Source organism: Nocardia sp. NPDC003726 (assembly GCF_053586955.1).
Map to the genome: position 1 here is coordinate 97703 of NZ_JBSFNF010000011.1, position 25364 is coordinate 123066.

21 protein-coding genes and 1 pseudogene are annotated in these 25364 nt (G+C 71.0%); 10 read left to right on the forward strand and 12 right to left on the reverse strand.

Going from position 1 to position 25364, the window contains the following annotated elements; translation table 11 throughout:
• Positions 1-222 precede the first annotated feature (222 nt).
• Positions 223-396, forward strand: a complete 174-nt coding sequence (locus ACWDMM_RS17200) for a hypothetical protein (protein ID WP_195080935.1) — start codon at positions 223-225, stop codon at positions 394-396.
• Here the strand turns inward: ACWDMM_RS17200 and ACWDMM_RS17205 are convergent, their stop codons facing one another.
• Positions 397-1842 (reverse strand): aldehyde dehydrogenase, encoded by a 1446-nt coding sequence (locus ACWDMM_RS17205; protein WP_357208502.1) that lies wholly within the window; start codon positions 1840-1842, stop codon positions 397-399. It lies immediately after the preceding gene.
• Between the two features lie 209 nt (positions 1843-2051).
• On the opposite strand from ACWDMM_RS17205, the gene ACWDMM_RS17210 reads away from it, so the two are divergent.
• Positions 2052-2363, forward strand: a complete 312-nt coding sequence (locus tag ACWDMM_RS17210; RefSeq protein ID WP_195080933.1) for a hypothetical protein — start codon at positions 2052-2054, stop codon at positions 2361-2363.
• On the opposite strand, the gene ACWDMM_RS17215 is transcribed toward ACWDMM_RS17210, so the two are convergent.
• Positions 2360-3145: a class I SAM-dependent methyltransferase gene (locus tag ACWDMM_RS17215; protein ID WP_195080932.1), complete on the reverse strand. Its 786-nt coding sequence runs from the start codon at positions 3143-3145 to the stop codon at positions 2360-2362. The genes ACWDMM_RS17210 and ACWDMM_RS17215 overlap by 4 nt on opposite strands.
• A gap of 115 nt (positions 3146-3260) precedes the next feature.
• On the opposite strand from ACWDMM_RS17215, the gene ACWDMM_RS17220 reads away from it, so the two are divergent.
• The gene (locus tag ACWDMM_RS17220) at positions 3261-4433 is read left to right on the forward strand and encodes a glycosyltransferase family 4 protein (RefSeq protein WP_195080931.1); all 1173 of its coding nucleotides are present in this window, start codon (positions 3261-3263) and stop codon (positions 4431-4433) included.
• 42 nt (positions 4434-4475) lie between these two features.
• Here the strand turns inward: ACWDMM_RS17220 and ACWDMM_RS17225 are convergent, their stop codons facing one another.
• A complete protein-coding gene (locus ACWDMM_RS17225) occupies positions 4476-5081 on the reverse strand; it encodes an RBBP9/YdeN family alpha/beta hydrolase (RefSeq protein WP_449938302.1) in 606 nt (201 codons plus the stop codon).
• 54 nt (positions 5082-5135) lie between these two features.
• On the opposite strand from ACWDMM_RS17225, the gene ACWDMM_RS17230 reads away from it, so the two are divergent.
• The gene (locus tag ACWDMM_RS17230) at positions 5136-5483 is read left to right on the forward strand and encodes a MerR family transcriptional regulator (RefSeq protein ID WP_449938304.1); all 348 of its coding nucleotides are present in this window, start codon (positions 5136-5138) and stop codon (positions 5481-5483) included.
• Between the two features lie 15 nt (positions 5484-5498).
• Here the strand turns inward: ACWDMM_RS17230 and ACWDMM_RS17235 are convergent, their stop codons facing one another.
• Positions 5499-7565 carry a hypothetical protein gene (locus ACWDMM_RS17235; protein ID WP_449938307.1) on the reverse strand — a complete coding sequence of 689 codons (2067 nt, stop codon included), beginning with the start codon at positions 7563-7565 and terminating at the stop codon, positions 5499-5501.
• Positions 7566-8163: 598 nt separating this feature from the next.
• Between ACWDMM_RS17235 and ACWDMM_RS17240 the strand changes: the two genes are divergently transcribed.
• Together ACWDMM_RS17240 and ACWDMM_RS17245 are read left to right on the forward strand one after the other, a co-directional pair.
• Positions 8164-9396 (forward strand): polysaccharide biosynthesis protein, encoded by a 1233-nt coding sequence (locus tag ACWDMM_RS17240; RefSeq protein WP_449938309.1) that lies wholly within the window; start codon positions 8164-8166, stop codon positions 9394-9396.
• Between the two features lie 20 nt (positions 9397-9416).
• Positions 9417-9640: pseudogene (locus ACWDMM_RS17245) on the forward strand (VOC family protein); the annotation flags it as partial.
• 81 nt (positions 9641-9721) lie between these two features.
• Here ACWDMM_RS17245 and ACWDMM_RS17250 read toward each other — a convergent pair.
• Positions 9722-10882: a DUF3068 domain-containing protein gene (locus ACWDMM_RS17250; RefSeq protein ID WP_195080925.1), complete on the reverse strand. Its 1161-nt coding sequence runs from the start codon at positions 10880-10882 to the stop codon at positions 9722-9724.
• Positions 10883-11086: 204 nt separating this feature from the next.
• Between ACWDMM_RS17250 and ACWDMM_RS17255 the strand changes: the two genes are divergently transcribed.
• A complete protein-coding gene (locus ACWDMM_RS17255) occupies positions 11087-12271 on the forward strand; it encodes an acyltransferase family protein (RefSeq protein ID WP_195080924.1) in 1185 nt (394 codons plus the stop codon).
• A gap of 16 nt (positions 12272-12287) precedes the next feature.
• Here ACWDMM_RS17255 and ACWDMM_RS17260 read toward each other — a convergent pair whose 3' ends face one another.
• The 5 genes from ACWDMM_RS17260 to ACWDMM_RS17280 form a co-directional block, all read right to left on the reverse strand.
• Positions 12288-12788 (reverse strand): DinB family protein, encoded by a 501-nt coding sequence (locus tag ACWDMM_RS17260; RefSeq protein ID WP_195080923.1) that lies wholly within the window; start codon positions 12786-12788, stop codon positions 12288-12290.
• Positions 12789-12880: 92 nt separating this feature from the next.
• The gene (locus ACWDMM_RS17265; RefSeq protein WP_449938313.1) at positions 12881-17242 is read right to left on the reverse strand and encodes an alpha-(1->3)-arabinofuranosyltransferase; all 4362 of its coding nucleotides are present in this window, start codon (positions 17240-17242) and stop codon (positions 12881-12883) included.
• Positions 17223-17393 (reverse strand): DUF2613 domain-containing protein, encoded by a 171-nt coding sequence (locus ACWDMM_RS17270; protein WP_083880942.1) that lies wholly within the window; start codon positions 17391-17393, stop codon positions 17223-17225. Before ACWDMM_RS17270 ends, ACWDMM_RS17265 begins: the two co-directional genes overlap by 20 nt.
• A gap of 138 nt (positions 17394-17531) precedes the next feature.
• Positions 17532-18626 carry an isochorismate synthase gene (locus tag ACWDMM_RS17275; RefSeq protein WP_195080921.1) on the reverse strand — a complete coding sequence of 365 codons (1095 nt, stop codon included), beginning with the start codon at positions 18624-18626 and terminating at the stop codon, positions 17532-17534.
• 135 nt (positions 18627-18761) lie between these two features.
• Positions 18762-19235 carry a universal stress protein gene (locus ACWDMM_RS17280; protein ID WP_084485711.1) on the reverse strand — a complete coding sequence of 158 codons (474 nt, stop codon included), beginning with the start codon at positions 19233-19235 and terminating at the stop codon, positions 18762-18764.
• 397 nt (positions 19236-19632) lie between these two features.
• Here ACWDMM_RS17280 and ACWDMM_RS17285 point away from each other — a divergent pair, with 397 nt between their 5' ends.
• From ACWDMM_RS17285 to ACWDMM_RS17295, 3 genes are all read left to right on the forward strand, one after another.
• On the forward strand, positions 19633-20796 hold the full coding sequence (locus tag ACWDMM_RS17285) for a glycoside hydrolase family 3 N-terminal domain-containing protein (RefSeq protein WP_195080920.1): 1164 nt from the start codon (positions 19633-19635) through the stop codon (positions 20794-20796).
• A 99-nt stretch (positions 20797-20895) separates the two neighbouring features.
• Positions 20896-21495 (forward strand): TetR/AcrR family transcriptional regulator, encoded by a 600-nt coding sequence (locus tag ACWDMM_RS17290; protein WP_039802917.1) that lies wholly within the window; start codon positions 20896-20898, stop codon positions 21493-21495.
• Between the two features lie 110 nt (positions 21496-21605).
• The gene (locus ACWDMM_RS17295; protein WP_357109623.1) at positions 21606-22847 is read left to right on the forward strand and encodes a DUF5685 family protein; all 1242 of its coding nucleotides are present in this window, start codon (positions 21606-21608) and stop codon (positions 22845-22847) included.
• Positions 22848-22943: 96 nt separating this feature from the next.
• Here the strand turns inward: ACWDMM_RS17295 and ACWDMM_RS17300 are convergent, their stop codons facing one another.
• Positions 22944-23831 carry a MaoC family dehydratase gene (locus ACWDMM_RS17300; protein ID WP_449938319.1) on the reverse strand — a complete coding sequence of 296 codons (888 nt, stop codon included), beginning with the start codon at positions 23829-23831 and terminating at the stop codon, positions 22944-22946.
• Complete coding sequence (locus ACWDMM_RS17305) at positions 23831-25189, reverse strand: 3-oxoacyl-ACP reductase (protein ID WP_195080917.1); 1359 nt, start codon at positions 25187-25189, stop codon at positions 23831-23833. Before ACWDMM_RS17305 ends, ACWDMM_RS17300 begins: the two co-directional genes overlap by 1 nt.
• Between the last annotated feature and the right edge of the window lie 175 nt (positions 25190-25364).

Here is a 25364-nt window from a genome sequence, read left to right on the forward strand (position 1 = left end):
GCGAAATTCCCACGGACCGACGGGTTTAGCCCGCTGGGAAAGGGGGTAATGATCTTGTTGAGAGACTTCGTGTATTCGTAATCTATGCTTGGCGTGTTCTTCCTTCCGCATCACCCAGTCGGATAGCTGATGATTAACTGATCGACTGAACGACTTCCATACCGATATCGGACCCGCGATGCCGCGGCGCACAGCGAGATCGACGCGAGAGGTGGTTGGAGCATGGCCGATCTGGAGACATTCGAGTTCGCCACATCGAGCACCCCGCTGCGCCGGGCCGCCGCCCGGCTGCGCGCGGTGCTGCCGCCCGGGTGGCGCGTCGAGATCGTCGAGGCGCCACCCCGGCGTTACGGCAACCGCGCGCCGCTGCTGCGCGTGGTCATGCCGCCGGAGTGATCACCCGGTCCAGCCGAGCGGCATGAGCAGCGACTTCTGTTCGCAGAACGAATCGAGACCCTCCGGCCCGTTCTCGCGTCCGAGGCCGGAGGCCTTGTAGCCGCCGAACGGCGAACTGGGGTCGAACGCGTACCAGTTGATCGCGTAGGTGCCGGTGCGCACCCGCGCCGCGATCTCGGCGCCGTGTTCGACGTCGGCGGTCCACACCGATCCGGCGAGGCCGTAGACGGAGTCGTTGGCGATGGCCACGGCCTCGTCCTCGGTCTCGTACGGGATCACCGACAGCACCGGCCCGAAGATCTCCTCCTGCGCGATGGTCGACTTGTTGTCCACGTCGGCGAAGATCGTCGGCTCGACGAACCAGCCCCGGTCCAGCCCCTCCGGGCGCCCGCCGCCGAGCACGAGCCGCGCGCCCTCGGCCTTGCCCTTGGCGATATAGCCCTCGACCCGCTCGCGCTGGCGCTCGGAGATCAGCGGGCCGAGTTGGACCGCAGGGTCGTTCGGGTCGCCGACCTTCATCGTCTTCACGTGCTCGACCAGCGCGTCGAGGATTTCGTCGTACCGGCTGCGCGGGGCGAGGATGCGGGTCTGCGCGACGCAGCCCTGTCCGCTGTTCATCAGGCCGGAGAACGCGAGCACCGGGATGTTGGCCGCGAGGTCCATGTCGGGCAGCAGGATGGCCGCCGACTTGCCGCCGAGTTCGAGCGAGACGCTCTTGAGCTGACCGGTGGCGATGGCGCCGATCTTGCGGCCGACCGCGGTGCTTCCGGTGAAGGTCACCTTGTCCACGCCGGGGTGGGAGACGAGGTACTCGGCCGCGTCGGGCTCGGCCGGAAGCACCGAGAGCACACCTTCGGGCAGGCCCGCCTCGGTGAAGATGTCGGCGACCAGGTTCGCCGTGAGCGGAGTCAGCGGGGCGGGCTTGAGCACCATGGTGCAGCCGGCCAGCAGGGCGGGCGCGAGCTTGTTGACCGCGAGGAACAAGGGGACGTTCCACGCGGTCACCGCCGCGACGACACCGCGCGGCTCGCGGGTGACCCGCGTGGTGCCGAACCCGCCGACCCGGGTCTCCGACCAGGGGAAGGAGTCCGCCAGGGCCGCGTAGGCGTCCAGCGCGGCGACCGCGGGGAGCTGGTTCAGCGTCATCGCGATCATCTGCGGCGCGCCGACCTCGGCGACCAGCGCGGCGAGCAGGTCGGCGGAACGCTGTTCGATCAGCCGGGCGGCGCGGGTGAGCACCTCGGCTCGCTGCTTCGGGGGCGTGGCCGGCCATGGCCCGTGGTCGAAGGCGTGCCTGGCCGCGGCGACCGCGGCGTCGACGTCGGCCCGGCTCACCGCGGGGACGCTGCCCACCGGCTCGACCGTGGCCGGCGAGATGACCTGGATGCGCTCGGCGGTGGTTGGCGCGGTCCAGCGGCCGCCGATGAACAAGCTGTCGTAGTGCATGAGAACACGTTACAGTTTTGCCGCCCTCATGTCTGTAACCTGTTTCAGTTTTGCGCGGCGGCGACGCTCTGGCCAGTGTGAATCCCGACCTCTCGGTTCGCTTTTCGCAGAACGCACTATTGCGTTCTGTTGCTGGAAGGGGGATGCTGGAGCGGCATATCAGCTCGCTCCATTACCGAATCGTTACCGCAAACTGGGGAGTCCGAGTCATGGCGGTGCAAGTGATCGGCCGGTCGTTGATGACCAGTGATCAAACCGAGCATCAGGCGAAGTGCGTCGGCAGCGGGGGGTGGGTGGTCTCCTTCCTACCCGGACGCACCCTGACGATCGAGCAGGCGACGGCGGCTATGCAGGCCGCGGAGGCGGTCGCCGCGGTAGGGATGCTGGCCGACCTGGTCGGCCTCACCACGCTCGAGACCGTCGGGTTGGCTATGCGCGAATCGCCGTGGAGCGAGCCCGTGCACGCCCCGTGCGGCAAGCGGCACTGGCGCCGCGGATGGCTGGAACCTTACGTCGGCTAACTTTTGGTTGCCACCACGACCAAATTGCTGACAAGTAGCTCGCGCACCAACGGGACCCGAACCAACCACCACGCCCAGCGGGGGTGATACCGCGGGAACACCGTGTGCACCTCCGCCGGAGTGGTTGCCGCCCAGCGCAATCCGTCCGCGGCCCGCACCGCGAACAGCGACGTGCCGAACCTGTTCTTGGGTTCCCGCCCGTGCTTGCGCCGATACCGCCGGGCGGCGTACTCACCGCCGAGGTAGTGCCACGGTCCGGTCTCGTGACCGCCGAACGGGCCGTGCCACACGGTGTAGGAGAGCACGATCAATCCGCCCGGCCTGGTCACCCGCACCATCTCCTCGGCCATCACCCACGGCTTCGAGACGTGCTCGGCGACGTTCGACGAGAAACAGATGTCGACCGCGTCGTCGCGCAACGGCAGCGCCATCCCGGACCCGCGCACCGCGCCCGCCACCGACAGACCCGCGGCGTGCATCTCCCTCGGGTCGGGCTCCACCGGAATGTAGCGCGCCCCCGTACGGGCGAACTCGTCCGCGAAGTAGCCCGGACCGCCGCCGACGTCGAGTATCGTCGCGCCGTCGAGCGAACGGCCGGTGAGATCGGCATAGAAGTCGGCGATCATCGCCGCGCTGTCGGCGGCGAGACCCCCGTAGAACAGGGCCGGGTCGGTCTGCTCGAACCGGAAGCTGCCGAGCAGTCGCAGCGACCGGCGCAGGGTCGCCCTGCGGGCGAACCGGGGCTGGCTGCTGCGTGTCGGCGTCTTCGCGGCTTTGAGCACGGCGCCGAGTCTCGCACAACCGCGATGCCGGGCTGCTCGGGCGGGTGCTCGGGTTAGGGTGTAGCGCGACATCCGACGTTCCCACCGGGACCTACTGACCGAGAGAAGCTCCACCGTGCGCGAAGTCCTCCTGCTCTGCTGGCGTGACACCGGGCACCCGCAGGGCGGCGGCAGCGAGCGGTACCTCGAACAGGTCGGCGCTCAGCTCGCCGCGCGCGGGGTCAAGGTCACGCTGCGCACCGCCCGCTATCCGGGCGCGGCGCGGCGCGAACGCGTCGACGGCATCGATATCAGCCGGGCGGGCGGCCGCTACACCGTCTATCCGCGCGCGCTGGCCGCGCTCCTGCTCGGCAGGATCGGCCTCGGTCCGTTGCGCGGCGTGCGGCCGGACGCGGTGATCGACACCCAGAACGGCATACCGTTCTTCGCCACCGCCGTCACCGCGGCACCGTCGGTGGTGCTGGTGCACCACGGCCATCGTGAGCAGTGGCCGGTCGCGGGCCGGCTGGTCGGCCGGGTCGGCTGGTGGATCGAGTCGCGGCTGTCGCCCCGCGTGCACCGCCGCAATCAATATCTGACCGTTTCGCTGCCGTCGGCGGAAGAACTGGCCACGCTCGGGGTGGACCGCTCCCGGATCGCGGTGGTCCGCAACGGAGCCGAACCTGTTCCAGTGGACGCCCCCACCGGCGCCGCGGAAACCCGCACCGCCGCACCCACTGTCGTGGTGCTCTCCCGTCTGGTGCCGCACAAGCAGATCGAGGACGCCCTCGCGGCGGTGGCTCGGCTGCGCGACCGCATTCCCGGTCTGCGCCTCGACGTGATCGGCGACGGCTGGTGGGCCGACAACCTACGAGACAACGCCCGCGAACTCGGCATCGCCGACGCCGTCACCTTCCACGGCCACGTGGACGAGCGGCGCAAGCACGAACTGCTCGCCCGCGCCTGGGTGCATGTGCTGCCCTCCCGGAAGGAGGGCTGGGGGCTCGCGGTGATCGAGGCGGCGCAGCACGGTGTTCCCACGGTCGGCTACCGCAGTTCGCGCGGCCTCACCGATTCCATCGTGGACGGCGCCACCGGAATCCTGGTCGACGACGTCGCCCAGCTGGCCGACGCCGTCGGCGACCTGCTGGACGATCCGGGCGCACGCACGGTGATGGGGGAGAAGGCACGCGCCCGCGCCCGCGAATTCTCCTGGGAGCAGACCGGGAACGGGGTTTACGAAGTGCTGGCGGCGGCTGCCAGGGGCGAGCACACCAGCGGGTTGATCGCCCCACGGGCGGTCGGCTGAGTTGTCGCCGCCGGGCGGGGACAAGGCTGCACGGTAGCCGGTTCAGGCCGGAGATGCCCACAGCGCGTTGGGCCGGGGGTGCGCTGTCCGAAGTACGTCGAGGACTTCGGGGAGTTCGGTGACGCCGTCGTCGGCGAGGAAATGCCCCGCACCAAGGATCGTTCGCGCGGTGACGCCGAGGAGGGCGGCGAGGCGGTCGGTGTGCGCGGTGGGGACGCAGTCGTCCGCGTCGGAGCGAAAAACGGTCAGCCGGGTCACATGCGCGGGGATCGCCCGCACGTCGCAGCCGGATGCGATGCAGCCGTCGAGGTCGGGCAGCGCGGGTAGCGGGTCGAGGAACCCCGCGACCAGTACCAGGTGGCCGAGCCGCCACCGGCCGGGAAGCGCCGTGAGGTAGCGCAGGACGGTCAGGCAGCCGAGGCTGTGCGCGACCACGGCGGTGCCCTCGTCGGGAGTGCCGACGGCCCTGGCGGTGGCGGCGAGCCACGCGTCCGGATCGGGATCACCCGGGTCGGGCATGGCGGGGACGTGGGCCGGGATGCCCACGGCTGCGAGGCGGTCGGCGAGCCAAGGGAACCAGTGGTCGCCGGGCGTCGCGTGGTAGCCGTGGATGACAACGGTACGGGTGGGTGTTGGTCGTGAAGTCACGGTGCCCGACGGTAGGAGTTCACGTCGGCGTGAAGGTCAAGCTGAGGAGGACAAGTGCTCATCGGGGAACTCGCGGAACGCACCGGGGTGAGTGCGCGCGCCCTGCGGCACTACGAGGAGAAAGAGCTGCTGGTGCCCGAGCGTGACGCGAACGGATACCGGCTTTACGCCGAGTCCGCCGTCGCCGTGGTCGCGCAGATCCGGGTCATGCTCGGAGCGGGGCTGAACGCCGCTGCCATCCGGCGGTACCTGGACTGTGTGCGCGACGGCGAGCACGGCCTCAGCGTCGACATGTGTTCCGGCCTGCGGACCGAGCTCGACCGCATCGCCGCGCGACTCGCCGCGCAGCAGACGGCGCTGGAGGCGACGCAGCGCCGGCTGGACGCGCTGCGGAGCGCGTGACGGCGAGCGCCGTGATCAGGTTCGCGGTCTCCTCCGCGATCGGATTCGTGTGCCGAGGGCGATCAGTGGGCCCGCGACGAGCATCGCGGCCCAGAGCAAGTGGGCCGCGATGGCGATGGAGCGTTGCGTGGTTGTCGATGCACCGCGCTCGATGACATCGGGCACGCGGTACAGCGCGAGGTCGGCGTCCTCGTAGACCTGTTCGACCTGGGCCAGAGTCGCCGCCGATGCGCCGAGCGGGCCCGGGGTGGTCCGTTCGACGAGGATCCAGCCCACGCCGAGGCGGGCCAGGTCGGCTGGCGCGCCACCGTGGAACAGCAGGTTCTCCACCTCTGTGGCGCGAGCGCCTTCACCGGAGACCGTGCGTCCGCGCACCGGCAACTCGCCGGTCTGTAAGACGTCGTTGGGCAGCATGCGCGGGGCCGGGTCGAGTACGGGGGACGCGCCGCTGTAGCGGAACTTGCGGAACATGCCGCCCGGCAGCACCGCGACGTCGCCCGGACCGTCCATTCGTTCGGCGACCTGCCGCCAACCCGCGGGATAGTGCACCGGACGCACGGCCCCGCCGCCGCCCCAAGCGAGGTCGTAGAGCGGCAATACGATCAGCGCTGCGAACACCGCTGTGACGGCTGCCATCGTGGCCGGGGACGTCTTCGCGGGCCGGTCCGTTGTCGAGTCCGACGTGGTCGGAGATGTCGTCTCGGGCCGGTCCGTCGTCGAGTCCATCGTGGCCGGAGAAGTCGCCTCGGAGAGGTCCGTTGTCGAGCCCGACGTGGCCGGGGACGTCGTCGTGGGTCGCTCCGTTGTCGAGTCCGTGTCCGCGCGGAGCAGACGCCGGGCCGTCGCCGCGCTACCAGCCGCGGCGCACAAGGCGAAAGCGGGCATGGCCAGGGCCGCGTACTTCTGGGTGTCGCGCAGCAGACCCGCGCCGGGCACGTGGGCGACCAGCCACTCCATGGCGTGCATGCCCCACGCGGTCGCGCCGAGCGCGGGGAACAGGATCGCGATGGCCGCGAGCAGTAGCAATGCCCGCCGGACGTGGCGGTTGTCGGGGTCGGCCCCGCCGGACGCCACGGAGCGCACGCCCAGCGCCACGATCGCCAGCAGCACCAGGGTGGCGACCGCGGCCAGCGGCGTGGTGCGTGAGTCCGGCACCGCATCGGCGTTCCAGATCCCGCCGAGACCGGCCAGGCTCCCGAGCGTGCCGAGGCCGGGTTCGGCCCGCGCGGCGAACGCGGCGATGCCCGCCGGATCGGAGGGTTCCGCACCCGCACCGGACAGCACGGTCGCGACCAGCCACGGCGCGGAAGCGGCGAGCCAGAGCACAAGCGTCCCGAGCAGTTGGCGTCGATGCACCAGCGCGATCGCGGTCACCCCCGCCAGCAGCGCGCCGGTCGGGGTGAGCCCGGCCGCGGCGAGCGATCCGGCGAGAGCCGCCCACGCGGATGCCGTTCGGATGGTCGCGCGTCGGGCCGCCGGGCTGCCGGGCCGAGTCCTGCCTTCGCTCGCCGTGCCGATTGGTGCGGAAGCGTGAGCTGAATCGGATGGCGTGGGGCGGTCGGAGGAGTGGGGCGGTCGTCCAGGAGGGTTGGCCAGGATTCGCCGGCGGCGCTGAGCGGTGGCCGCTGATCGGAGGTGGTAGGCGGTCAACGCTGTCCACGGCAACGCCGCGTAACCGGCGAGCAGGCTCCAGTGCCCTTGGAGCAGGCGTTCGGCCACGTACGGGTTCCACAACGCGACTGTCGCGGCGATCAGTTGCGGGCCGAGCGACGCGCGCAGCAGTTCGCGCGCGAGCGCGGCGGCCCCGTACGCCGCGGCCCAGAGCGCGACGAGCAGGATCGCCTTGACCACCAGACCGCCGTCCACGAACGACGACAACGCGGCGAGCAGAGCGTCCTGCGGCACCGCCCGCGGTGCGGCATCGCCGAGACCGAGCGCCGCGTCGGTCGGATAGCTGCGCGGCGTGCTCACGGCGTCCCGCAACAGCAGATACCCCGGCGCGAGCAGCGGCCCGGCGACGAGCAGCGCGACAGCTGCGCTGTACGCCGCGACCACCGCTCGAGTCCGCTCGCTCCCGCTCACGCCTGAGCACTGTACGTCCCGGCCACCTCCGTCGCCGATCCAGCGGGCTCGGCGCGGAAATGTCCCGTGCGGTTGCGCCGGGACCGCGCGGCGCCGCGTTTCAGCGCCGTTGCGGCGTTTCGTGCCCGTTGTCCGGTGGGTCACGCATCGTTGCGCCTGCGGGAAGAAGATGGCGATGCCGGGATCGCTCCGCCCCCTTCACTGGCCATGCTTCGGGCTCAGCACACCGTCTGATCTGGGGTGACGCGTCAGCGTGCCGGACGCCGAGTTCGCGACTGGAGCGAGTCCGACGCAGTGGCCGCGCTCGCCGCCCGGCTCGGTTACCGCACCGAACCGGACAGCGCCACGGCGATCCATCGGAACCCGTCCCCCGAATTCTTCGTGGTTCTCGTTGTCGCCGAAGCCGGTCCTCGAGGACATGCTCGCGGGGGTCGAGGAAGCCCCGACCGGGTGCAGGGTGGGCGATGTCATCCTGGTCGGCGCGGGCCCGCTCGAGTAGGTGTCCCGACGGCGTCATCGGGCCGGAGACTTCGAGTCGGCGCATCACCGCTCGTGCACCGGCGGGGCGCGCAGGGTGGCGGCACGCGCGGGTGGGACGATGGGCGGCGTGTCTGCTGTCCGTCGGTTTCCCGTGGTGGCGGATCTGACGTGGGTGACGGCGGGTGCGATGACCGCGAACGTCGCCGGGTATCTGCTGCAACTGCTGGCGGGGCGGTGGCTGGGGGTCACCGGGTACAGCGAGTTCGCGAGCCTGCTCGCCGTCCAGCTGCTGTGCGCGGTGCCCGCGCTGGCGTTGCAGAACGTGGTGGCCAGGGAACTCGTGCGCGGCGCGGGAACGGCCGCGCTGCGCGGGCTGCAGTGGCGCTGCGCGGTGATCGTCGCCGTGGCGGCCGCGGTGCTGGTGCCGCTGGTCGCCGTCACACTGCACGCCGGGGTGGCCGCCACCGCGGCGGCGCTCGGCGCGGCGCCCGCGCTGGTGCTGCTGTCCGGTGAGCAGGGCGTGCTGCAGGGCGGCAAGCGGTTTCGGGCGTTGGGAGCTGTGCTCGGCGCCGCGGGGGTTGCCCGGGTCGCCCCCGCGCTGGTGATCCTGGCGCTGGGCGGCGGCGCGACGCTCGCGCTGTGGGCGGCGGCCTGCGGCATCGCGACGGCGGCGCTGCTGGCCAGGATCGTCGCCGGTGCGTCCGTGCCCGACGCCGGAACCGAACCGCGCGTCGTCGCCCCGGGTGTGCTGCCGGTCCTGCGGGCCGCCCAGGTGCAGGCGGCGATGATGGCGCTCTCGTCGGCGGACCTGATCGTGGTCCGGATCGTGCTCGACGACGCGGACGCCAGCCGTTACGCGCTCGGCACCATCGCCACGAAGATCGCCTTCTGGCTGCCGCAGGCGGTCGGTATCGTGCTCTATCCGCGGATGGCCCAGCCGACGCACTCCGCGAGCGCGATCCGGGCGGCGCTGGCGGTGCTCAGCGGCATCGGCCTCGTCGCCGTGCTCGGGGCCGCGCTGGCCGCGCCGCTCGCCCCGCTGCTGGCGGGCGAGGACTACGCCCCGATCCAGGGCCTGCTGTGGATCTTCGCGCTGCACGGCGCGATGCTGTCGGTGCTGCAAGGCGCGGTGCTGTCGGCGATCGCCGTCGACCGCACCTCTCTGGCACTGGTCACCTGGCTGGGTCTGGCCGTCGAGGTCACCTTGATGCTGTCGCTGGCCCGCACGATTCCCGCGCTGATCACCACGGCGGTGTCGGTCGCGGCCACCACCACCGTCGTGGTCGCCGTCATGGTCCTGCGCGCGGCCGACAACACGGCGCGCCCGGAGCCGCTGCGCCCGGTGGGCTGAGCGGCGCTTACGATCGTCGCATGATCACCGCGGTGCACACCCTGGTCTACGCGGAGGATCCCGACGCCGCCCGCGCGTTCTTCCGCGATGTCCTGCGCCTGCCGAACCTCGACGGGGCGACGGCTGGCTGTTGTCCGCGACCGGGCCGAGTGAACTGGGCGTTCATCCCACCGATGGGCCGCCGCGTCACGAGATCTCCCTGATGTGCGACGACTTGGAACGCACGATGACCGAGTTGGCGGCCGGCGACCGAGCATAGGGCCGGAAACGAATTCGGCTCCCCAGCCGGAAGGCGGGGGAGCCGAATTCAGGGATGTTCAGCCGATCAAGGCTTCTTGTCGATCCGAATCTGTTCGGTCGGCGCGTCATCGGCGCCGCGGTTGACGTGCGGAGCGGGACCGGCCGGAGCCGAGCCGCCCGGACGCTGGAACGGAGCGCCGCCCGTCCGCGCGGGCGTCGGAGCCGAGCCGCCGCGGATACCGAGAACCACACCGACGATCAGCGCGATCACGCCGAGGACACCCAGGATGATGGGCAGGATCCGGCCGTACAGCGACAGCTTGTCGATGTTCTCCTTGGCCACCGCCAGCTGCGACTCGATCGTGTTCTCGTCGAAGACCAGGTGCGACTTCAGCGCGGTGACCTCCGGCTTGTCCGCGGTGCGCGAGTAGTAGAGGTGCAGCGCCTCGCCGCCCTTGACGACCGTGCCGGTCTGCGGCTCCACCCACAGGTCACGGGTGTTGGTGTAGAAGCGGGTCATCGTCACGGGCGCTTCGCCGCCCTCGACGCCCCACTTGGCTGCGGGCAGGCTGAGCCGGTTGGTCGGCGCGGGCACCACGTCGTAGAGGTTGGTGGCGGGCACCGACATCTGGAAGTGGTAGACCTTCGTGTTGTTGATCTCGGTCTCTTCGATGAAGTTCGCGTCGAAGGTCTTGCGCACGTTGAGGTCGAAGTACGGGTAGGTCTTCTTCTCGGTGCCGATCGGGAACCGGTACTGCAGGCCGGTGTGCTGCACCGGCTCCGCGATGCTCTGGCCCTCCAGGTTCGCGGTCACCGCGATCGAGCCGTTGGGCTCGGTGCCGACGGGCTCGCCGGTCACCCGGTCGATGGTCACCCGGTCGACGGTCGCGGTGAGCAGGCCGGTGTCGCCCTGCTTGTCGATGCGCCGCAGCGTCTGGCCCGCCTGCACCGTCATCTGGTGGGCGTCGGCCGGGTCCTCGACGGTGAGGAAGCGCTGCGAGACCAGCGGGACGTTGGTGTCGACCTTCGCCGAGCCCTCCGGAGCGGTCAGCGACTTGGAGTCGAGCACCAGGCTGTCCTCACCCTGCTGGTTCGTCGCGATGGTGGTGATCTCCAGGTCGAGGGGAGTTTTCGCCAGCTTGTCGACGGTGTAGGTCGGGATCATGATGGCGGCGACGATCAGCAACGCGCCGAGACCCACGAGCAGGCAGGCCACCGTCCTTCTGGTACCGGCACTCAGTGCCATGCAAACTCTCCTCGTCGTAGAACACGGGTCGCTCCGGCGAGTACTGCGGGCACGCCGCGGCACTCGTGAGCCCCGACACTAACAGTCCGATGTCGTACCATGCGGCGTCGAGGCCGGAAACGGCCCAGAAATCGCCCGAGTCTAACGCGAAATCTGAAACGCCGGGTTATCAACTGTGGATCCGCCGAGGCAGACTGGAGCCCGATGACCGCAACGATGCCCACCGCCGCGCCCGCGACCGAACGGGTGCGCCCCCGCGCGTTCGTGCCGGCCTTGGAAGGCATGCGCGGCATGGCCGCGCTCGGCGTGCTGCTGACCCATGTCGCCTTCCAGACCGGCGCCGCAGGCACGCCCGTCATCGGGCGGGTGTGGGGCCGGTTCGACATGGCGGTGGCGGTGTTCTTCGCGCTGTCGGGCTTCCTGCTCTGGCGCCCGCACGCGGCGGCGGCGCGCGGACTCGACAGCGCCCCGCCCGTCGGCTACTACCTGCGACATCGTGCCGCTCGCATCCTGCCCGCGTACTGGCTGGTGGTGTGTGCGGTCCTGGTGCTGCTGCCGAGTGCCGCCGGGACGGCGGGCCTGCGGGTATGGGTGTCGAACCTGGCGCTGTTGCAGGTGTTCGTGCCGCTGACGCTCACCGACGGCCTCACGCAGATGTGGAGCCTGTCGGTGGAGGTGGCGTTTTATCTCGTGCTGCCGTTGCTGGCGTTCACCCTGGTGCGCCTGCGCGGCCGCGCGGCGCGGTGGCGGGTGCCGGTGCTGGTCGCAGTCGCCCTGCTGAGCCTCGGCTGGAACTTCATCCCGGTGCCGACGCCCGACGCGATCCACGCGGACAATTGGCTGCCCGGCTATCTGCCCTGGTTCGCCGCCGGCATGCTGCTCGCGGAGCTCGCCGAACATAGCGTCCGGCTATCACGCTGGTGGAAAGTCGGAGCGAATCAGCCGCTGATGTGGACCGTCGCGGCGGCGGCCTTCCTGCTCGCGGCGACCGATCTGGCCGGTCCCGCCGGTCTGACCCGCGCCGAACCGTGGCAGTACGCGGTGAAGATGGGTCTCGGCGCGATCATCGGGTTCGCGCTGCTCGCGCCGCTGGTGCTGCGCGATCCGGCGGCGCGCGGGCACCGCTGGCTGGAGTCGCCGGTGGCCGCGACGCTCGGGCGCTGGTCCTACGGCATCTTCATCTGGCACCTCGCGGTGCTGTCGATCGTGTTCCCGGTGTTCGGCATCCTGCCGTTCCAGGGCGACTTCGGTTACGTTCTGGTGCTCACCGTCGCCATCACCCTTCCGGTCGCGGCGGCCAGCTACGCGCTGGTGGAGGAGCCGGTGCGGCGCTGGGCCCGCCGCAGGGACCGAGTGCGGCGGACGCCGGACCCCGAACCGGCGCCCTGATCGGCGGCGCGCGAGCTCAGCCGTCGAGCTGCCGGTGCATGTCGAGCAGGTGGTGGCGCAGCTCGTGCAGAGTATGCACGGCCAGCCAGCGCAGGGAACGAACCGCGGGTTCGGGGTAGGGGAAGCCGAGGGTGCGTTCCCAGTCGTCGTCGCCGAGTCGCTCCAGCACGTTGGCGAACAACAGGGCGGCGTCCCGGATCTGGCGGGCCACATCGGCGGGGTTCTGCTGGGCATAGCCGTCGTGCTCGACTCGTTCGTCCCGGCCCATCGCCGCCGCGGGCGGGTTGTCCGAACGGCGCGCGGCCAGCACGCGTTCGCGCTGGGCCAGCAGCACGTCCCGGACATGGCAGGCGTACTCCAGCGGCGACCACACATCGGGCTTGCCGCGCTCGCGTAACTTGACGCTGTCGGCGCCGAGCAGGTCGGCGTATTCCACGGCGTGTTCCCGCGCCAGCGACGGCACGTCGGCCGCCGAAGCCAAGTCGTAGACGAAACCGCATTCGGCACAGGTGCTCACGCGTGGTCACGTTAGCAACGGGTGCCATTGCGGCGCACGGCGAATGGGTCTTGTGCAGCGGCGCTTCGCCGGGCACGCGCGGCAGGGGCCGTTCAGTGCTCGCCGGTCGGCGGATCGGCGTCGTCCGGCTCCGGCGCGCCGGGTCGGTCGGCGTCTTTCGGCCGGGGCAGCGCCGCGACGCCGACCGCGATGATCGCGAGCAGCGCGGGCAGTTGCACCAGCACGGAGCCACCCATATATCCATCGGGTGAGCGCCAAGGGCCGGTGGACAGCGCGGCGGCGGACAGCATCGTGCCTGCCCCCGCCACGACGACGAGCACACGGGGGGTGACGTACCGCGTGAAACGCGTTGCCGCCAAGGCGATCACCGTGACGGCAGCGCCCACCGGACCGGCGATCACGGTGGCCGCGCCGGTGAGCCCTACCGCGCCCAGCCGGCGACGGGTCGTGGAGCCGGACGAATCGGCACTCGAATCATCTTGTTCCGCAGCCATATTCGAGTCTGCGGTGGATCGAGCGCGACGGGGAACAGCCAGGATCACGAGCGGCAGGAGCAGCAACAACCCGCCGAAGATGGCGAGGCGATACCACCGGTCGACCGGGAAGGCGATCGTCACCGGCCCGGTGGCATCGGCGGGAAGCAGCCAGCCTTGCTGCCAGCCGTCGACCACCACGGGCGTGAGTGCGCGACCGTCCGCGCTGGTCGCGCGCCATCCGACATTGGTGCTCAGCGGCAGCACGAGCAGGCGGTCACCCGCGTTCGTCGCCGGTGCGGCGGGGGTCTGGGCGTCGGCCGGGTGCAAGCGCAGCCGATCGACGAAGAACAGGTCGGTGGGGCCCACCGCCACGTCGGCACGGCCCGGCGGCAGCGGAAGTTCGTTCGATGTGCCGGTCTCGTCCGTGCACACCCGGGCGGGAACCGGCGCGCCGGAACGCAATTCGCCGACGGTGGCGGTGACGGTGGTGCGCAGCGTCCGCCCGCCCGCGTCGATCGTCGGTCCCAATGCGCACGGGACGGTGACCTCACGGTCCAGTGCGGCGGCCGCCGGGTAGTCCGGTCCGAGCACCGTCACCTCCGCCAGTCCGGGGGGCTGGGTCTGCACGAAGCCGAGCGCGGTCTTGTCCAGCACCGGCCGCCAGGTCCGCATACTCAGCTCGATGCGATCGGTCACGGTGGGGTGCAGGGAGATTCGCGCCGGTGTGCCGGGACCGTCGTCGTCCAGCTCGCGCACCTGCGGACCGTCACCGAGATTCACCGTCACCGAGGTGGGCGCAGCGGGCAGGCCGCCGAGCGACGGGGTGAGTTCCAGGCCGGTCACCAGCGTGGGTTCGGGCAGCTCGAGGGTGAGCGTCGGCCTGCCTGCGGTCGGTTCGCGGACCGAGTCCTCCGGTGCGGTCCAGCTCGTGCGCGGATCGCCGTCGGTCGCGGCGAACGCGGCGCCGCGCAAATCGCCGACGTCGGCCTTGCCCCTGGCCACCGGACGGGCGTGGTCGGTGAGCAGCGCCTCCAGCGCCGGGCCCTGCCTGGTGCGCACGGTCAGCTCCGGAGCCACCGACATCGGTTCCGGGACGGTCAGCGTGCGCTGGAACGTGCCGGGTTCCTCCGGAGCCAAGGCCAGGCCCTTACTGCAGCGCACCCGGTCGGGGGCATCGAAACAGGCGCCGCGGCCGGGGAATTCCTGACCGAGATCCCATCCCCGCACCGATGCGCCCGCGGACGCGGGCGGCACCACGGTGCGATGCCGGATGTCCACCCGGACGGGCGCGTCGCGGGTCGAGTAGTCGTCCAGCGTGAGTTCGCTGATGCCGAATTGCCCTCCGGAGGAGCCGTTCTCGGTGCGGATCGCGGTGATCGTCAGCCACTCGGTGCGCCCCGCGGGGAGCGAGACCGAGACCGGGGCACCGGGTTCGGCCACCCGCACCGAGACGGTGCCGTTCGCGGTGCGCACCTCGATCCATTTGATCGGGTCGCCGATGGCGGCCGGACTGGTGGTCAGCTTCAGCTGTCCGGCCTTGATCGGGCGATCCAGATCGAGCCGCAGCCATTGGCCGAGGGCGTACTCGGTGCCGTTGCTGATCCACGCGGTGGACGGATCGCCGTCGACGACGGCCGCGGTGGAACTTCCCGGCGCCGCGCCGCCGAGCTGGGTGGCGTCCGCGGCCGAACTCGACGCGGTGACGGTCGCGCCCGACCACTCGCCGCGCACCAGTTCGGCGCCGGGCACCGGATAGTCGGGGACCAGATTGTAGGTGCGGCGCGCGTCGTCGGGGGCGCGCAACGCGGAGTTGTGGTTGTCCACCCGGCCGAAATCGGTCTCGCGATCCATCGGCGTATCCGTGACGGTCACCGGGCCCATCGGCAGCCCGGCCCTGGTCGCGTCCGCGGCGAGCAGGGCGGGTGTCCCGGCGAGACCGGGGTCGCGGCGCATCCGCTCGAGCACTTCGGGTCCACCCTGGACGACCGGGACGTTCGCGAGCGGAACGGTGTACGCGCCGGGGAACGCCTGCGGCGCGCCGGTGCCGCCCCGTACGTCGGCGGGCGTTCCGCGCCCCGGCGTGTCCACCCGGTATATCTCGACCGCCGGATACGGCGGGCGCAGGTCGCCGTCGGCCACCAAGTCGTCGGCGAGCACCAGCGACTCGATGGGGTTGCCGAACTCGGCCACCTTGCGCAGGCCGGGCGACTCGTCCAGCGCCTGATGGGCCAGCATCGGCCGGGTCGAGCGGGAGGTCTCCGGGTCGAGGTCGTTGCGCAGGACGACGACGCCGATGCCCTGGGCGCTCAGCGTCGCGGCCAGTCCCTGCGACGGTCTGCCGTCGGCGATGAGCCGCTGCACCGAATCCATCGCGCGGATGGTGCCGGGCGGGTTGAGCGGCACCGCGTCGCGGATCGCCCACGGCGTGCCGGCCAGCGCCTGCAGCGGTTCGTCGCGGGTGAGTCCCCAGACCTGGCTGCCGAAGGGCGCGCCGGGCACCACCAGCGCGCGGGTATCGGCGGCGTTGCGCTCGAGCCAGTCCGCGGTCTGCTGCCAGTACTCGGGCACGCGGTCGTAGGCGCCGCGCGGCGCGAGTTTGCCGGTCCAGGCCAGCGAAGTGGACAGGGCGAGCGCGGTGAGGATCAGCGCCGCGACCGCGACCGAGCGGTCGCGCTCCGGGTGGGCGAACGCGCCGCGCCACACGTTGCGCGGTACCGAGGCGGGCAGCGGAACCCGGGCGAGCAGCTGCGCCAGCCCCAGCACGAGCGGGATGCGGATCAGCGGCTCCAGCTTGTGCACGTTGCGCAGCGGGGCGCCGCCGGAGTCCAGGAAGACGCGCACCGACTCGGCGAACGGTCCGCTCAGTTCACCGACGAACCCGGCGCAGATGCCGACCAGCCCGACGCACAGGATCAGCACCAGCCTGCCCCGGTACGGCATGGACCGCAGGGCCAGCCCCGCCATGCCCGCCGCCGCGACCAGCCCGGTGGCCAGCACCGCGGCGGGCTGGGTGACCAGCACCGCGCCCGCGATGCGTTCCGGCGAGACGAACGGCGTCCAGCTGTCGGTGCCGCGCAGCACCTCGCCGAGCGAAGCCCACTGCGTGGTCACGCCGGAGGACTCGATGTAGTCCAAGAACGGCGGACTCACCTTGCCCAGCAGCAGCAACGGCACCGCCCACCAGAACGTCGCCAGCACCAGCAGCGGGATCCAGGCGGCGGTGAAGCGCCACCAGCGTCGGGCGCTGCCGGACGCTCGTCCGCGGCCGAGCGCAGGCGCGGCAGCCGCCCACCACAGCAGGGCGGGCAGGAAGGCGGCCACCGTGGCGACCGCGTTGACCGAGCCCATCAGCGCGAGTGCCAGCGCGCTGCCCGCCGGCGACGCGGCCCCGCCCCGCCGCCGGTTCCGCGCGACACCCAGTGCGGCGGGGGCGAGCAGCACCCACGGCGCCAGCATCATCGGCAGGGTCTCGGAGGAGATGGACCCGACGGTGGTCAGGACCCGCGGCGACAGCGCGAAGGCGAGCGCGGCGACGACGCGCGACCCGCGCGTGCCGATGCCGAGCGCCTCGCACAGGCGGACGATCCCCCAGAACCCGGCGAGCAGCAGCAGCGCCCACCAGATCCGCTGCGTCACCCAAGCGGGCACGCCCAGCAGATGACCGAGCGAGAAGAACGCGCCGTGCGGGAAGAAGTAGCCGTAGGCCTGGTTCTGCACCTGGCCCATCGGCGCCTGGCTGCTCCACAGATGGCTCGCGCGTTCGAGGAAGCCGAGCGGATTCTGCGCCAGGTCGTATTTGGTGTCGGCGACCGTGAGGCCGGGCGCCTGCAGGAAGGTCAGCAGGAACGCCACGACGACGGTCGCGGCGAACCAGCGTCTGCCCAGCGGCGCGGTGCTGTGCTGCCCCGGCGCCCCGGACGATCCGAGCGAGTCGGCGGGTGAAGCGGAGGTCAGCGGGTCAGCGGCTGCCGTACTCAACGTTGTTCAGCAGCGAGGAGTCCTTGTCGCCGCTGCGGTCGATCTCCGGCCGCGAGTTCTGCTGGACCGCCATGGTGATGAGGAAGACGCTGAGCACGCCCAGCACGGCGCCCGCGACGGCACTCGCAACACCCGGGACAGCAAACTTCATCGCGGTACTCCAATACGTCGATGCAGGCACGTTCCCGGCCAACCTAGCAGGACGTCCGGTATTTGTATGCGTTCAGGCCGTCGAATCTCCGTAGGACGGCTCCGCGAGCGCTCGGTGGGCCTCCGGGAAACGGCCGCGTCAGTGCGCGGGGAGCGCGCAGTGCAGCGCGCCGAGCAGGGTGCGCAGCTTCGCGGTTGTCTCGTCGAGTTCCGCCTGCGGGTCGGAGGCCGCGACGATGCCGCCGCCCGCGTACGCCCGCAGGGTGCGGCCGTCGGCCGAGAGTTCCGCGCAGCGGATCGCGACCACCCAGACGCCGTCGCCGTCGGCGTCGCACCAGCCGACGGCCCCTCCGTAGAAACCGCGATCGTCCTCGACGCGCGTGATGGCCTCCAGCGCCAGATCGGTGGGGGTGCCGCAGACGGCGGGTGTGGGGTGCAGCGACAACGCCAGGTCGAGCGCGGTGGTCGCCGCGTCGCGCAGACGCCCCGTGATCGGCGTCGCCAGATGCCACACCTCGTGGGTGCTGATCAGTTCGGGGCTCTCCGGAATCGACAGCTCGGCGCAGACCGGGCCGAGTCGCTCCCGGATCCAGTCGATCACGAAGGCGTGCTCGTCCCGGTTCTTCGTGCTGGCCAGCAGCTGCGCCGCTTGCGCCGCGTCGGCTTCCGGATCGGCTCGCCGCGGCGCGGTGCCTGCCAGCGGGCGCAGCGTCACCGTGTCGCCCTGCCGGGCGATCAGCACTTCCGGCGTCGCGCCGACCAGCGTCGCGCCGTGGCGTCCGGCCGATGTGAGATCGACCGCGAAGACGTTCGCGTGCGGATGCCGGGTCAGCAGGTGCCCCGCGACGACTTCCGGCTCGAGCGCGGAGCCCGCCTCGGCCAGCACCGAACGCGCCGCGACCACCTTGCGCAGCGGTTGGGCCGGATCGTTGAGCTGCTCCACCAGTTCGGTCACCCGTGCCACATGCTCGGCCGGGCTCGGGATCTCGGTCACCACGCGCACCGGCGGCAGGTCGGGCAGCGCGGCGGGCCGCCATGGACCAGCGGTGTGCACCGCGTGCTCCGGCACGCTGAGCGCGGCGGGTTCCCGTGGATCGAACGGCAGCGCGCCGACCACGAGCGGCGCACTGCCGTCCAGCAGCGCCGCCCGCGCTCGTCGCGCGTCGTCGAAGCGGACGCGGCTCCCATGACCCCGAACAACCCCGTCGGCCCGGGCAAGCAGGAACCCATCCATGCACCCAACATAATGGGTGCGATCGGACGAAGTCCGTCCTCAGCCGGGCATGGCCGGAGCGGAGACGCTGGTACGCCCAGCCCCGTCGCCCGAGTCCCACCATGGCGTAGCGATCGAGATCTCATGTGAGCGCGGTCACGGGTTCTTGCCGGGTGGGACGAGCAGCACGGGCCGGTGGCAGTGCTTGAGGACGGCGTCGGCGACGCTGCTGTGCAGCAGCGCGCGCAAGCCGGTGGCGCCGCGGGTGCCCGCCACGATGATGTCGACGTCCAGCTCGTCGGCACAGTCGACGATGGCGTTCCAGATGGTGGTGCCGCATTCGGCGGTGCGCGCCTCGGCGTTGAGGCCGGCCAGTCGCGCCAGTCGCACGCCCTCGGCGTTGATGGCGCGCGCGTCGACGTAGGCGATGTCCTCGATCTCGTCGTCCGGCACCCACTCCGGTTGCATGACACCCGACAGCCCGGACAGGCGAGCGGCTTGGCGCACCATGGGTTCCCACGCGGTGAGCACGACGGCCCGGTCGGCGCTGAGGAATCGTCCGGCGTATTCGACGGCGCGCTTGGCGTTCTCGGAGCCGTCGTAGGCGATGAGCATCAGATCGCAGGGCACGATGACCTCCTGAGAAGGACGCACGGCGACACCACGAGATTACCCCGCCCACGGCCGCGTGAACCGGCTTGTTTCTCGGCATGACCTGCGCAAACGTCAACCCGTCGAGGCTGGATTCGCGCGCGCCGACGCTGCGGTGACCGCCACGGCGAGAGGATGCCGCATCCAGGAACAACGGCCGGAGAGTATGCGGCGTCGTGCGCACGGCCTCCGGCTCGATCCGGGTGACACCTGCCAGGCGCGCGGAAGCAGCGGCGGACGAGACGCGATGTGGACAAGACCGTGACCCATCGGCCCGGTGACGAGACAACGATTCGATACCGGTGCGGGAGTTACCCGCTGGGTAGGGATGTAGCGAGTGCGGTCGCGCACGTCGCGGCGAGTACGGTTGACCTCTATGCGGAAGACGCCTCTGCTCGTCCTCGCCGTTCTCGCCGCCGTCGCCACCGCCTGCTCGAACGGCGGCTCCACCGAGTCGGCCTCGTCGAGTACGACCACCACGACGGACGCGACCACCGCCGCGGTCCCCGTCACCAGCTCGGCGCCGCCGGACTGCAACGCGGGATACCTCGCGCAGTTCACCACCCGCCAGAAGCTCGCCCAGTTGCTGACGGTCGGCGTCACCGGCGCGGCCGACGCCACCGACGTGGTGCGCAACGAGCAGATCGGCGGCATCTTCGTGGGCGGCTGGACCGACCAGGCGCTGCTCGCCTCCGGTCAGATCGCGCAGGTGAAGCAGGCGGCCAAGGTGCCGCTGATGGTGACCATCGATGAGGAGGGCGGCCGGGTCTCCCGGGTGCGCGACCTGATCGGCGCCGCGCCGTCGGCGCGGGAGACGGCGCAGACCATGAGCCCGGAGCAGTTCTACGACGCGACGCTGACCAGAGGCCGCGCGCTGAAGGATCTCGGCGTGACGGTGGACTTCGCTCCCGACGTCGACGTCAGCTCTCAGCCGGACGATTCCGTCATCGGCGACCGCTCCTTCTCCGACGATCCGGAGGTGGTCACCCGCTACGCGGACGCCTACATCCGCGCCATGCGCGAGGTCGGCGTCGGCACGGTGATGAAGCACTTCCCCGGTCACGGATCCGGGTCGGGCGACTCGCACACCGGCGCGGTGCGCACCCCGCCGCTGGACCAGATGCAGAACGTGGATCTGGTGCCGTTCCGCAACCTGATCGGCTCGGGCGCCGCGGTGATGGTCGGTCACCTCGACGTGCCCGGATTGACCACTCCCAACGTCCCGGCCAGCATCAGCCCGGAAGCGATGCGTTTGCTGCGCGAGGGCACCGGTTACGGGGCCGCGCCGTTCCAGGGACCGATCTTCACCGACGATCTCGGTGGCATGGCGGCGATCACCAGCCGGATGTCGATCGAGGACGCCGTCGAAGCCGCGTTGGTCGCCGGCGCGGACAGCGCCTTGTGGATCACCACCGACGCGGTGTCGCAGGTGCTCGACCGGCTGGAGCAGGCGGTATCGAGCGGGCGACTGCCGATGGCTCAGGTGGATGCCTCGGTGTTGCGGTTGGCCGCGTACAAGGGCGCGCTGCCGCGCTGCTGACGCGCACCGTACGGTCGGGCCGGGCGACTGGTGAGCAAATCGGACCGCCGGAACTTACCTTGGAGTAATATATGAGATTCACCTGTGGTAGGAGTGTGGATGGCGGGCGGTACGAAGCGGCTTCCGCGGGCGGTGCGCGAGCAGCAGATGCTCGACGCCGCCGTGGAGGTCTTCTCGCGTAAAGGCTTCCACGACACGTCGATGGACGCGATCGCCGCCGAGGCGAAGATCTCGAAGCCGATGCTGTATCTGTACTACGGCTCCAAGGACGAACTCTTCCGCGCCTGCATCCAGCGGGAGGGCATGCGATTCATCGAATCCGTCGCGCCAGCGGGCAACCCGCTGCTCACGCCGCACGAGCAGGTGCGCACCGCGCTGGAGGGCTTCCTCGGCTTCGTCGACCGCAACCGGCGCTCCTGGCAGGTGCTCTACCGGCAGGCCATCGGCCAGCAGGCGTTCGCCTCGGAGATCGAGAACGCGCGCGAACGCGTCATCGAACTGACCGCCAAACTGCTGGAGTCCAGCGCCAAGCACGCCGAGCCCGGGACGAACTTCGACGTGGTCGCGGTCGCCGTGATCGGCGCGGGCGAGGCCATCGCCGACCGGCTGGCCAGCGGCAGGATCGAGGTCGCCGAGGCCGTCGACCTGCTCGACGATCTGGCCTGGCGCGGTCTGGCGGGCCGGAAGAAGACCGAGTAGCCCGCCCATTGCCCGGACCGGTTGCTTCCGCGCCGCCCTCCTGCCAAAGTGCGTGAGTTCGCACAGCGCGGACCGGCTCGCCGGAAGAGCCGGAAAGAAACGGGGCGGAAGTGTTCGGGTTGCTCAGGCCGTGTGCGCACGGCGCTCAGAAGTACGGAATCGATGCGGCCGAGTGGCGGGCGCATCTGTGCGGTTTGTGTCTCGGCTTGCGCGACGGGCACGGTCAGCTCGCCCGCGCCACGACCAACAAGGACGCGCTGGTGCTGAGCATGCTCACCGAGGCGCAGTCCGGATCGGCGGCACGCGTCACCGCGGCGCCGTGCCCGCTGCGGGGGATGCGCCGGGCGTCGGTGGTCACCGCCGGCGCGCCCGGCGTTCAGCTCGCCACCACCGCCTCGCTTTTGCTGGCGGCGGCCAAGATTCGCGATCACGTCGACGACGGTGAGGTGACCGCGCTCGCGCGGGGGCCGCTGGCGAAAGCCGCGGCGCGCTGGCACCGGGAGGCCCGCGCGGGCGCCGCGCGGATCGGGCTGGACGTCGAACCGCTCGTCGCGGCGCTCGACGCGCAGGTCCGCTTGGAGCAGCAGGCGAAAGAGCTGGTCGCCGTGGGCGGGCCCGGGTTCGTGCCGGAATCGCTTGCCGAGTCCGCGCATTGGCGTTCGGCGATGTCGTCGGCCGACCCGATCGACCGGCTGACCGCACCCACCCAGCTGTGCGCGTCGGCGTTCTTCGCGCACACAGCCGTGCTGGCCGACCGCCCGGACAATGTCGACGCGCTGCGGGAAGCGGGGTGGCACTTCGGCCGGATCGCGCATCTGGCCGACGCCGTGACCGACTACGACGACGACGCCGCCAACGACCGCTTCAACCCGCTCGCGGCCACCGGCACCGGCGTGCCGGAAGCATACGACCTGATGCGGCAATCGAACTCACGTCTGCGCGCGGCGGTCGCGGCGGCCGAACTCGGCCGGGTGCCCACCGTCCGCTGGATGCTGCTCGACCCACTGAGCGCGGTGCTGCGGCGGATCGGCGGCGGGCTCGGCGCGTTCGCCGCCCACACCTGCTCGGTGCCGCCCCGCATCGAGGGATCGTCGCGAGCCGATGTCGGTGCCCACTCGCGCGGAACGCGCCACCGTCCGCCGACCCGTCGCCCTGGTATCGGTGAATCGCTCGCGCTCATTCTGGGCGCCTACTGCACCGGTTACGCGTGCTGCGCCGACCACACGCAACCGTGCACGGGCGAGCGCAAGGACGCGTGGATCAAGAATTGCGACTGCGGTGATTGCGGCGACTGCGGCGGATGCTGCGATTGCGGTGATTGCAATTGCTGCGACTGCGGTTGCGACTGCTGAGCGATCACCCCGAGCGTCGCGCGGCGGCTCGACCTACTCCGGAAAGCACGAAGCCGCATCCCGATTCGTGAAATCGGGATGCGGCTCGCGGAGAACTCAGCGCAGGGTCGCCGTCAGATGCGGGTAGCCCTTCTTCGGGTGACGCAGCGCCAGATCCCAACCGCCTTCGACCTGATCGGCATACAGGTTGACGGTGGAGGGCAGCAGAATCGGCTTGCCGAACTTGACCGAGTACGTGGTCTGCTCCGGGATGCGGCCCTCGACCGCGCCGAGAATGGTCGCCGCCGACCACATGCCGTGTGCGATCGACCGCGGGAAGCCGAACGCCTTGGCGCCCAATGCCGAAGTGTGGATCGGGTTGTGGTCACCGGAAGCGGCCGCGTACCGGGTGATCGTCTTCTGATCCACCCGCAGGGTGCGCAGCGGCGGCGGTGGAATCTCCTCCGGCTTCGGCTCCTGCTTCGGCTCGCCCGACAGCGAGGTGCGCTGCTGGTGCAGGAACGTGGTGACCTGGTGCCACACCTGCTCCCGGCCCACCTTCACGTCGCTGATCGCGTCCACGAGCAGGCCCTTCGGGTGCTCGCGCAGGTTCTCGATGTGCGTGCGGATGTCCAGCGGCTCGCTCACCGAGATCTCGCGGGTGCGCTCGATGACGTTCTGCGCGTGCACCGCGCCCACCGCGACGAACGGGAAGTCCCGCGCCACCACCAGCTGCATGGCCAGCGGGAAGGTGAGGATGAACGGATAGGTCAGCGGCAACGCGTCACCGAACCGCAGACCGGTCGCGCGGCAGTAGGCGGCCAGATGATCGGGGTCGACCCGCAGCCCCTCGAGCTGCACGGCCCGGTCCGGCAGCGTCGGCTTGCGCGACGACAGCAGCGGCACCGCCCCGAGCGCGGCCTTGACGAACAGGCGGCTGTTCTTCGGCGGTTCGGTGAGGGCGATCACCTGGGTCTTCTCCTTGCCTGCCGGAGCCTGGGTCATCATGCTCCGATCAGGCTCTGCCCGCAGACCCGCACGACATTGCCGGTGACCGCGTTCGACGCCGGGCTCGCGAAGTAGGCGATGGTCTCGGCGACGTCGACGGTCTGGCCGCCCTGCAGCAGCGAGCTCATCAACCGGCCCGCTTCGCGGGTGGCCAGCGGGATGGCCGCGGTCATCGCGGTCTCGATGAAACCGGGCGCGACGGCGTTGATGGTGATGTTCTTCTCCGCCAGCTTCGGCGCCTCGGCGTTCACCATGCCGATGACGCCTGCCTTGGACGCGCCGTAGTTGGTCTGCCCGCGGTTGCCCGCGATGCCCGCGATCGAGGACACGTCGATCACGCGACCGCCCTCCTTCAGCGCGCCCCTGGCCACCAGGCCCTCGGTGATCCGGTGCGGCGCGGCGAGGTTGACGTCGATGACCGCGTTCCAGCGGCCCTCGTCCATGTTCGCCAGCAGCTTGTCGCGGGTGATGCCCGCGTTGTGCACGACGATATCGATGCCGCCGAAACGCTCGGTGGCGAACTCGGCCAGCTTCTCCGCCGCGTCGGGCGCGGTCACGTCGAGCGCGAGCGCGGTGCCGCCCACCTTGTTCGCGGTCTGCGACAGCGCCTCGCCCGCCGCGGGGATGTCGGCCACGATCACCTGGGCCCCGTCGCGGGCGAACACCTCGGCGATGGTCGCGCCGATGCCGCGCGCCGCGCCGGTCACCACCGCGACCTTGCCCTCCAGCGGGCGGTCCCAGTCGGCCGGTGCGCTCGCGTCGTCCTTGCCGACCCGGATGACCTGGCCGTCGACGAACGCCGACTTGGCCGAGAGCAGGAAGCGCAGGGTCGACTCCAGGCCGGTCGCCGCGGCGGACGCCTCGGGGTGCAGGTAGACCAGCTGGGCGGTCGAGCCGCGCAGCAGTTCCTTGCCCACCGAACGGGTGAAGCCCTCCAGCGCGCGCTGCGCGATCTGCTCGTCCACGCTCGCGGTCAGCTCGGGGGTGGTGCCGATGACCACGACGCGCCCGGACGGGGTGAGGCTGCGCATGGCGGGCTGGAAGAACTCGAACAGCTGCGAGAGGTCCTCGATGGTGCCGATGCCGGTGGCGTCGAACACCAGGGCGCCGTACTTGGTGCCGGAGGTCAGCGCGTCGGCGAAGGTGTAGTCCGACAGCAGGGCGCGCACCGGCTCGGCGACCCGGCCCTTGCCGCCGAGCAGCACCGGCCCGGACAGCGGCGGCTCGCCCTTGACGTAGCGGCGCAGCTTCTCCGGCTTCGGCAGGCCGAGCTTGCCGGCCAGGAACGCGCCAGGCGCGGAGTGTACGAACGATCCATAGAGGTTGGGAGCACCCTTGCTCTTGCTGGCTGCCACTATTCCTACCTTTTCTGAGTTCTGTCTCTCGGGTCTGGGTATCGCCCCTGCGTGGTCTGCTGGCGCACTTTTGCGGGGGTACGTGTCGACATTAAACTTACTCCAGAGTAAGTTTAATGTAAACAACCGCGACGGGGCGCCGAGCAGCGCGGAATGTCCGCGCTCCACCGGGCCG